The organism is Tianweitania sp. (assembly GCF_032053605.1).
In the GTDB taxonomy this organism is placed as follows: domain Bacteria; phylum Pseudomonadota; class Alphaproteobacteria; order Rhizobiales; family Rhizobiaceae; genus Tianweitania.
On record NZ_DAMBUH010000145.1, the window covers coordinates 1 to 6,650 of the forward strand.

At 62.7% G+C, this 6,650-nt stretch carries 5 protein-coding genes and 3 pseudogenes; 5 read left to right on the top strand and 3 right to left on the bottom strand.

Annotation, left to right across the window (positions count from 1 at the left end; genetic code table 11):
- Positions 1-273 (top strand): annotated as a pseudogene (locus RTX98_RS19265) (peptidase M15); the annotation flags it as partial.
- Between the two features lie 77 nt (positions 274-350).
- On the opposite strand, the gene RTX98_RS19270 reads toward RTX98_RS19265, so the two are convergent.
- Positions 351-989, bottom strand: a complete 639-nt coding sequence (locus RTX98_RS19270) for a 2-dehydro-3-deoxy-phosphogluconate aldolase (protein ID WP_312798460.1) — start codon at positions 987-989, stop codon at positions 351-353.
- 55 nt (positions 990-1,044) lie between these two features.
- Positions 1,045-1,776 carry an N-acetylmuramidase family protein gene (locus RTX98_RS19275; protein WP_312798461.1) on the bottom strand — a complete coding sequence of 244 codons (732 nt, stop codon included), beginning with the start codon at positions 1,774-1,776 and terminating at the stop codon, positions 1,045-1,047.
- A 140-nt stretch (positions 1,777-1,916) separates the two neighbouring features.
- Between RTX98_RS19275 and RTX98_RS19280 the strand changes: the two genes are divergently transcribed.
- Together RTX98_RS19280 and RTX98_RS19285 are read left to right on the top strand one after the other, a co-directional pair.
- Positions 1,917-2,879: a rhodanese-related sulfurtransferase gene (locus tag RTX98_RS19280; RefSeq protein WP_312798462.1), complete on the top strand. Its 963-nt coding sequence runs from the start codon at positions 1,917-1,919 to the stop codon at positions 2,877-2,879.
- Between the two features lie 82 nt (positions 2,880-2,961).
- Positions 2,962-3,680: pseudogene (locus RTX98_RS19285) on the top strand (tellurite resistance TerB family protein).
- A gap of 58 nt (positions 3,681-3,738) precedes the next feature.
- On the opposite strand, the gene RTX98_RS19290 reads toward RTX98_RS19285, so the two are convergent.
- Complete coding sequence (locus RTX98_RS19290; RefSeq protein ID WP_312798463.1) at positions 3,739-4,941, bottom strand: pyridoxal phosphate-dependent aminotransferase; 1,203 nt, start codon at positions 4,939-4,941, stop codon at positions 3,739-3,741.
- 190 nt (positions 4,942-5,131) lie between these two features.
- On the opposite strand from RTX98_RS19290, the gene RTX98_RS19295 reads away from it, so the two are divergent.
- Both RTX98_RS19295 and RTX98_RS19300 read left to right on the top strand, forming a co-directional pair.
- Positions 5,132-6,088 carry an EAL domain-containing protein gene (locus RTX98_RS19295; protein WP_312798464.1) on the top strand — a complete coding sequence of 319 codons (957 nt, stop codon included), beginning with the start codon at positions 5,132-5,134 and terminating at the stop codon, positions 6,086-6,088.
- Positions 6,085-6,650: pseudogene (locus tag RTX98_RS19300) on the top strand (hypothetical protein); the annotation flags it as partial. The gene RTX98_RS19295 and the pseudogene RTX98_RS19300, both read left to right, overlap by 4 nt.

Consider the following 6,650-nt stretch of genomic DNA (forward strand, 5'->3'; position numbering starts at 1 on the left):
TCCAAGCCGCGCGCCGGCCAGGGCAAGGCCGAGCCGAAGTCGGTCGCGGTTCCGACCGAGCCGTCCGTTGCACGCTGGGCGCTGTCGGGCGAGAAGGTCGCGCAGAACACGAACGGCACCAAGGCCCCGTCCTTCGCCTACAACATCGTTCGCACCGCGCCGCGCGAGGTCTACACCTCAGGCTTCCAGCAGACCGACCTGTCGCGCAAAGCCAACCGCTTCAGCGGCAAGGCCGTGGAGTTCCTGCCGGTGGCGCAGTTCAACCAGAACTAAGACGTTCGCTTCATCAGCAAACAAAAAGGGCGGGATGCCGAAGCACCCCGCCCTTTTTGTTGTCTGGCCTGGTGATCTCAGGCGGTTTTTAGTTTCGCGGCCTCGGCAGCCAGTGCGGTGATCTGGTCCCATTCGCCCGACGCCACAAGCGCATCCGGTGCGACCCACGATCCACCGACGCAGACGACATTGGGCAAACCGAGATAGGTCGCGGCATTCGAGGGCGTGATGCCGCCGGTGGGGCAGAAGCGGATACCCTGGAAGGGCGACGCAAGAGACTTGAGGAAAGCGGCTCCGCCAGCCTGTTCGGCCGGGAAGAACTTCATGATGTCATAGCCGCGCTCGGCTGCCAGCATGATTTCGGTGGCCGTCGTCGCACCGGGTAGAAGCGGCACGTCGCTGTCGGCTGCGGCATCGAACAGAGCCGGGGTCTGGCCGGGGCTGACGATATAGGTCGCACCCGCTGCCACCGCTTCGGCGAAGTGCTTGGGGTTGAGGATCGTGCCGGCGCCGACGACCGCTTCCGGCACTTCCGCTGCCACGCGGCGGATCGCTTCCAGCGCCTGCGGCGTGCGCAAGGTGATCTCCACCGCCGGCAAGCCGCCTTTCGCAAGAGCGCGCGCAAGAGGTGCTGCGTCTTCCGCGCGCTCGATCCGCAGAACCGGAATGACCGGCTGAGCTTCGAGGACGGTGCGCAGGCGATGGGACGAGATCATAGCAAAGCTCCAGGTGATGTCAGCTTCTAAACCGGTTCAAACGACCCGGCAACGTTCACCGCAGAGATAGGTTCGGTTGGTGCCGGAACCAGTCCGCAACGACTTGCAGAAACGTGCGGGGCTTATCCGGAGTGGGCGTGGTTGATGCGTGGGCAGGGCTTGCTGCGGGAGAAGGTGACGCTGTCTTGGCCTGCTTCTTCAAGCGTGTTGCGTGCCTGGCATAGGCTGCGGCCAGCTTCTGGTCGTAGCGGTTGGTCGCGTAGGCGGGGCCGTTGTAGCCTTTTGCAAAGGCCGCCCAGTTGCGGGTGCGGATAGCTGGCTTCAGACCTGCTTTGTCGCAATAGCGCAGCATCAGCTTGACCTGTCCGGCGACGCTTTCCCGGCATTCCGCGACAAGGGCGTCGACCGAGGCAAAACCAAGCCAGCGCCAATGCCCGCCCATGACCTGGCCAAGACCCCAGGAGACCGATTCATGGGCTGCCTGATGATCGATGGCGGCCGCGCGGCGCAGCATCTTCCAGCGTTCCGCCTGGCTCGATGGATTGCGGATCGCGCCTGCGCGGGGATCGGCGAAGCTGGCTGCGCGGGCTTGGGCACGCTTCAAGCCGGTGAGCCGGCGGTCGAAATAATGGCCTTCGAAGCGGATGAGGGGTTCGTCGCGATCATCGATGCGCACGGATGCCTTGCCGCCGCTTTCCACTTCGGCGATGGCAAGCAGGGCGGCCGGATCGATGTCGGCGTTTTTGGCAAGCTGGATGATGGCGGCTTCGACTTGGGGGGCGAACATGCGTGCTTCCTTGTGGGTTAAAGGAGCACTGTGCGGGCCGTTTGCGGGGCGTGGATAAAGTTGCGCGCCGACCGCGGCGCGCCGTCACGCCGCGCCTGAGTTTTCTTGCCAGAAAGGGCGCGAAGCGGTAACGGGCGGCCATGACCCTATCCACCCCTTCCGTATCAGCGGAGATCGCCGATCTGCCGATCCGCGTCGCCGCGCTTTACCGCTTTGCCGCGCTGTCCGATCTTGAGCCGATGCGCGCTGATGTCCTGGCGATCTGCCGCGAGCATGGCATTGTCGGCACGCTGCTTCTGGCGCGCGAGGGCATCAATGGCACGATCGCCGGATTGCCGGACCGGCTCGACACAGTGCTCGGCGCTATCTGCGCGCGGATCGGGCTGACGGACCTCGAGCTCAAGTTCAGCGGCGCGCCGACCATGCCGTTTCGGCGCTTGAAGGTGAAGATCAAGCGCGAGATCGTCACCATGGGCGTGCCCGACATCGATCCGACCCTGTCGGCCGGCACCTATGTCGCGCCGGGCGACTGGAACGCGCTGATCGCCGATCCTGACACGATCGTGATCGACACGCGCAACGATTATGAAGTGCGGCTCGGCACCTTTGCCAATGCGGTCGATCCGGTGACCACGAGTTTCGGCGAGTTCCCGGCCTGGGTGGAAGCGCATCGCGACGAGCTGGAAGGGCGCAAGATCGCGATGTTCTGCACCGGCGGCATCCGCTGCGAGAAGGCGACGGCCTATGTGCGCGGCGCAGGCTTCGATGATGTGTTTCATCTCAAGGGCGGCATCCTGCAATATCTCGAGGATGTTCCGGCCGAAAACAGCCTTTGGCAGGGCGAATGCTTCGTTTTCGACGAGCGCGTTTCGGTCGGGCACGGGCTTAAACCGGGCAGCGTCATGCTGTGCCATGCCTGCCGCCATTCGGTGACGGAGGCCGATCGCGCCAGTCCGCTTTATCAGGAGGGCGTGTGCTGCCCGCAATGTGCGGAAACGCAGGACCCTGCCGACCGTGCGCGGTTCGCGGAGCGGCAGAAGCAGATCGAGCTTGCGCAGTCGCGGGGCAAGGCGCCGCATCTTGGGCCGCGCCTGGCTGAGTAGCCGGGCCTTCCTTGTAATTCCGCTTGGGGTCCTTACCTCCGTTTGGCCGGCATCCCGCCGCTCAACCAGACAGGAGCCCTCGATGTTCGACCCGAAGCAATTGCTTGATCAGTTTCTAGGCAGCCAGCGGCCGGGTGGTTCCGGTGGCTTGGGTGGTCTCGGTGGGCTTGGCGGCCTTGGTGGTGCCCTGGGTGGCGGCGCCGGCGGATCGCTGCGCGACCGGGCCGATCAGGTGCTGCAATATGCCAAGAACAATCCCGGCAAGACAACGGCGTTGGCCGGAATGCTGCTCGGCACCAAGAGCGGCCGCAGCCTTGGCGGCTCGGCGCTGAAGATCGGTGGATTGGCTGCGATCGCCGGCCTCGCCTACAATGCTTACCAGCAGTATCAGCAGAGCCAGAGCGGACAGTCGATGGCAGGTGCAGGTGCAGGTTCTACCTCAGCGTCACCGGAACTGCTGCCGCCGCCGGAAGATACCGGCTTCCATCCCTCGCAGCATCCGCAGGGCGAAGATGAGTTCTCGCTGGTTCTCGTGCGCGCGATGATCGCGGCAGCGAAGGCCGACGGTCATATCGATGCGGACGAGCGGCAGAAGATCTCGGGCCGGTTGGGAGGAGCCGAGCGGCCGCCAAGACGGAAGAGCAGAGGGTCGAGATCTACACGGCCTCGCGCCTGACGATCGATCCGGAAACGCGCGCCGAACGCGGTTACCTCGATCTGCTGGCCGGCCGGTTGCAGCTGCCGGATGAGCTGGTCGAGCATATCGAGCAGACGGTGTCTGCCGCGAAAGCGACGGTCTGAGCATGATGTCAAAAAGCCCGGCTCAAGCCGGGCTTTTTCTTTTGTGCTGTGAAGAGCGTTACGCCAGTGCGTTGGTGAAGCGCTGGATGCGGATGCAGGCTTCTTCCAGGAGGGCTTCCGAGGTCGCGTAGGAGATGCGGAAGTTCGGGCCGAGGCCGAAAGCCGAGCCGTGAACGACCGCTACGCCTTCGGCTTCCAGCAGTTCGGACACGAAGTCCTCGTCGGAGCCGATCACCTTGCCGGATGCCGCCCTCTTGCCGATCACGCCCTTGCAGGACGGATAAACATAGAACGCGCCTTCCGGCGTCGGGCAGGAGATGCCGCTTGCCTGGTTGAGCATGGACACGACGAGATCGCGGCGGTTCTGGAAGATCGCCTTGTTTTTCGCGATGAAGTCCTGCGGACCGTTCAGCGCTTCTACCGATGCCCACTGGGCGATGGTGCAGGCGCCGGAGGTCTGCTGACCCTGGATCATGTCCATTGCCTTGATGAGCGCGACGGGCCCGGCCGCATAGCCGATGCGCCAGCCGGTCATGGCATAGGCTTTGGACACGCCGTTCATGGTCAGCGTGCGCTCGTACAAAGCAGGCTCGACCTCGGCGATCGTCTTGAAGACGAAGTCGCCGTAGGTGAGATGCTCATACATGTCGTCGGTCAGCGTCCAGACATGCGGATGCTTGAGCAGCACATCGGCAATCTCGCGCAGCTCAGTTTCCGTGTAAGCCGCACCCGACGGGTTGGATGGCGAGTTCATCAACAGCCACTTGGTCTTTGGCGTGATGCGCTTCTCCAGCTCGGCCGCCGTCAGCTTGAAGCCATTGTCGATCGAGGTTTCGGCAAACACGCTGGTGCCGCCACAGATCGCCACCATCTCCGGGTAACTGACCCAATAGGGCCGCGGAATGACGACCTCGTCGCCGGGGTTCAGCGTCGCCATGAAGGCGTTGAACAGGATCTGCTTGCCGCCGGTGCCGACGATCGTCTGCTCCGCACGATATTCCAGATTGTTCTCGCGCTTGAACTTGGCAGCGATCGCTTCGCGCAGCGGTGCGATACCCGAAACCGGCGGGTACTTGGTTTCGCCACGGCGGATCGCTTCGATGGCCGCATTCTTGATATTGTCGGGCGTATCGAAATCTGGCTCGCCGGCGCCCAGGCCGATCACGTCGCGGCCCTTGGCTTTCAGGTCGCGCGCTTTCTGCGTGACCGCGATGGTCGCGGAAGGCTTAACGCGGGAAAGGGCATCGGCCAGGAAAGCCATGGGACTGTCTCCTCAAGGAAAAGCGGCGACGAAAAGCCGCGACGCGACCTAAACCTCATCATAGCTGCGAGTTCAAGGGACGGATGTCCTTGTGGGAAACGTTGCGGAAGATTTCGCTCGTTAACGAGGGATAAAAGCTTCGCTGTCATCTTTCAGGGATTGTCGACCCTGTGTCCCGAGTGGATCGAGCATGACGCGGAAATTCAGCCGGGCGCATTTAGCGCAGGGCGAAGATGGTATTTTTACAGCCATGTGGGGCAGTCATGTCCTGCAATCGGCATTTCAGCCGATTTTTTCATTGCAGGACGGCCGGCTTTCGCTTGTGGCTTTCGAGGCTTTGCTTCGGCCGGTCCACGGCGGCAACGCGGTGTCGCCGACTCAGTTCTTTCGCCAGGTGGCGTCGCAGGACCGTTTCGCGGTGGAAACGCTGACCCGCACACTGCATTTGTTGAACGCAGGCAAGTGTCTCGATAAGTCGGCCACGCTGTTCGTCAATTTCGATCCTTCGCAGTTCACGGATCGTGCGCTGGCCGACATGGCCTTGCGCGACATGATGCGTGTTCTCGAAGTCGCTGATATCGCGCCGTGGCGCATCGTCTGCGAGATGACGGAGCAGGTTTCGTCCTGCGAGCCGGTTCTGTTTGCCTTCGTGGAAGCTTTGCGCGCCAAGGGCTTCCGCATTGCCATCGATGATTATGGTTCAGGCGACTCGGACATTCGGCGTGTCGAACAGCTGAAGCCCGACATCGTGAAATTCGATGCAGCCTGGATCAACCAGCTGATGGCTTCCGGTGCTGGCATGGCCCTCTTGAAGATGATGGTCGCGACGTTCAGCCAATGCGGCATCAAGACGGTGATCGAGGGTGTCGAGGAAGCCTGGCAGATGGAACTCGCCGAACATGCGGGTGCTCCCATGGTGCAGGGTTACCTGTTGGCCCGGCCGCAGCTCGCGCTCGTCAATTTCACGGGGTTCATGCATTCGGGGCAGGGCATCGTGCGCGGGTTTGATCCCGCGATCCCCCATTCTCTGGCGCATGTGCTGCCGAGCGAATGGACGTCTTCGAAGACCGCCGCTTCGCCGCTTCGCGTAACCGCCGCTCAGCTGGGACGACCCCGCACCTTCGGACGTAGACAGGTATTGCGATGATTGACCAGGCGCGGATCGACAACGCGATCATTCTTGATGAAATCGGCATCGCCACGGCAGTTTTTGGCAGCTTCCGGCTGAAATCGGTTTTCCAGCCGATCTTCACGGCGGGAGCCTCCGCACTTTCTCCCTGGGGCGTGGAAGCGCGGCTTCGACCTTTGCGCGAAGGTCTGCAGGTAGCGCCAGCCGTTCTGGCCGAAACGCTGGCCGCTTCCGAAGTGCCGTTCTTCGAAGCGCTGTGCCGCGCTCTGCATATCGACAATCATCCCAATATCGGCGTCGATGGGATGAGCCTGTTCTGCTCAATCGATGCGCGGCATGCGCTCGATCCGGCTCGCATCCTGTCTGAACTCGAATTTCTTTCCACCCGCGTGGAAGAAGTCGGCATGGATCCCAAGCTGCTGGTTTGCAGCATCGCGGAAACCGAGAAGCTGGAAAAGAGCGTGCTGGTGCGGCTTGCGACCGCCATCCGGCTGCACGGCTTTTCGCTGGGTGTCGATGATTTTGCGGCCGGTTTCCCCTCGCTGGAACAGGTGGCCTGCGTGGAACCCAACATCGTCAA

Coding starts and splice junctions, on each gene's coding strand:
- RTX98_RS19270 (WP_312798460.1), bottom strand. CDS start 989: ATGATCTCGTCCCATCGCCTGCGCACCGTCCTCGAAGCTCAGCCGGTC.
- RTX98_RS19275 (WP_312798461.1), bottom strand. CDS start 1,776: ATGTTCGCCCCCCAAGTCGAAGCCGCCATCATCCAGCTTGCCAAAAAC.
- RTX98_RS19280 (WP_312798462.1), top strand. CDS start 1,917: ATGACCCTATCCACCCCTTCCGTATCAGCGGAGATCGCCGATCTGCCG.
- RTX98_RS19290 (WP_312798463.1), bottom strand. CDS start 4,941: ATGGCTTTCCTGGCCGATGCCCTTTCCCGCGTTAAGCCTTCCGCGACC.
- RTX98_RS19295 (WP_312798464.1), top strand. CDS start 5,132: ATGACGCGGAAATTCAGCCGGGCGCATTTAGCGCAGGGCGAAGATGGT.